Origin of the sequence: Streptomyces sp. GbtcB7 (assembly GCF_019091445.1) — a bacterium.
GTDB classification, from domain to species: domain Bacteria; phylum Actinomycetota; class Actinomycetes; order Streptomycetales; family Streptomycetaceae; genus Streptomyces; species Streptomyces mirabilis.
Window position 1 is genome coordinate 1 of the sequence record NZ_JAGXJM010000420.1, and the last position, 253, is coordinate 253.

General features: G+C 70.0%; 1 pseudogene. It reads right to left on the reverse strand.

The features are described 5' to 3' along the window. Positions 1-253: pseudogene (locus tag KVT44_RS56425) on the reverse strand (MFS transporter); the annotation flags it as partial.

A 253-nucleotide genomic window follows, 5' to 3' on the forward strand; every position in this document is an offset into this window, starting at 1 on the left:
CGGCGGTGTTGGTGATGGGGGCGTTCACGAAGCCGAAGCCGAGGCCGAAGAGGTCGTACCCGATGACGGGCGTGACGTTCGACGTCTCGCCTTCGATCGCGGCGAAGAGGATCCCGCTCGCGGTCATCGTGACCCCCGCGATCAGCAGGGGAAGTCGCGGCCCCCGGTTGCCGTCCAGCCGCCCCGACAGCGGTGCGCACACGAAGCACAAGGCCGCCATGGGCAGCATCCACAGGCCCGCGTGCAGCGCGTC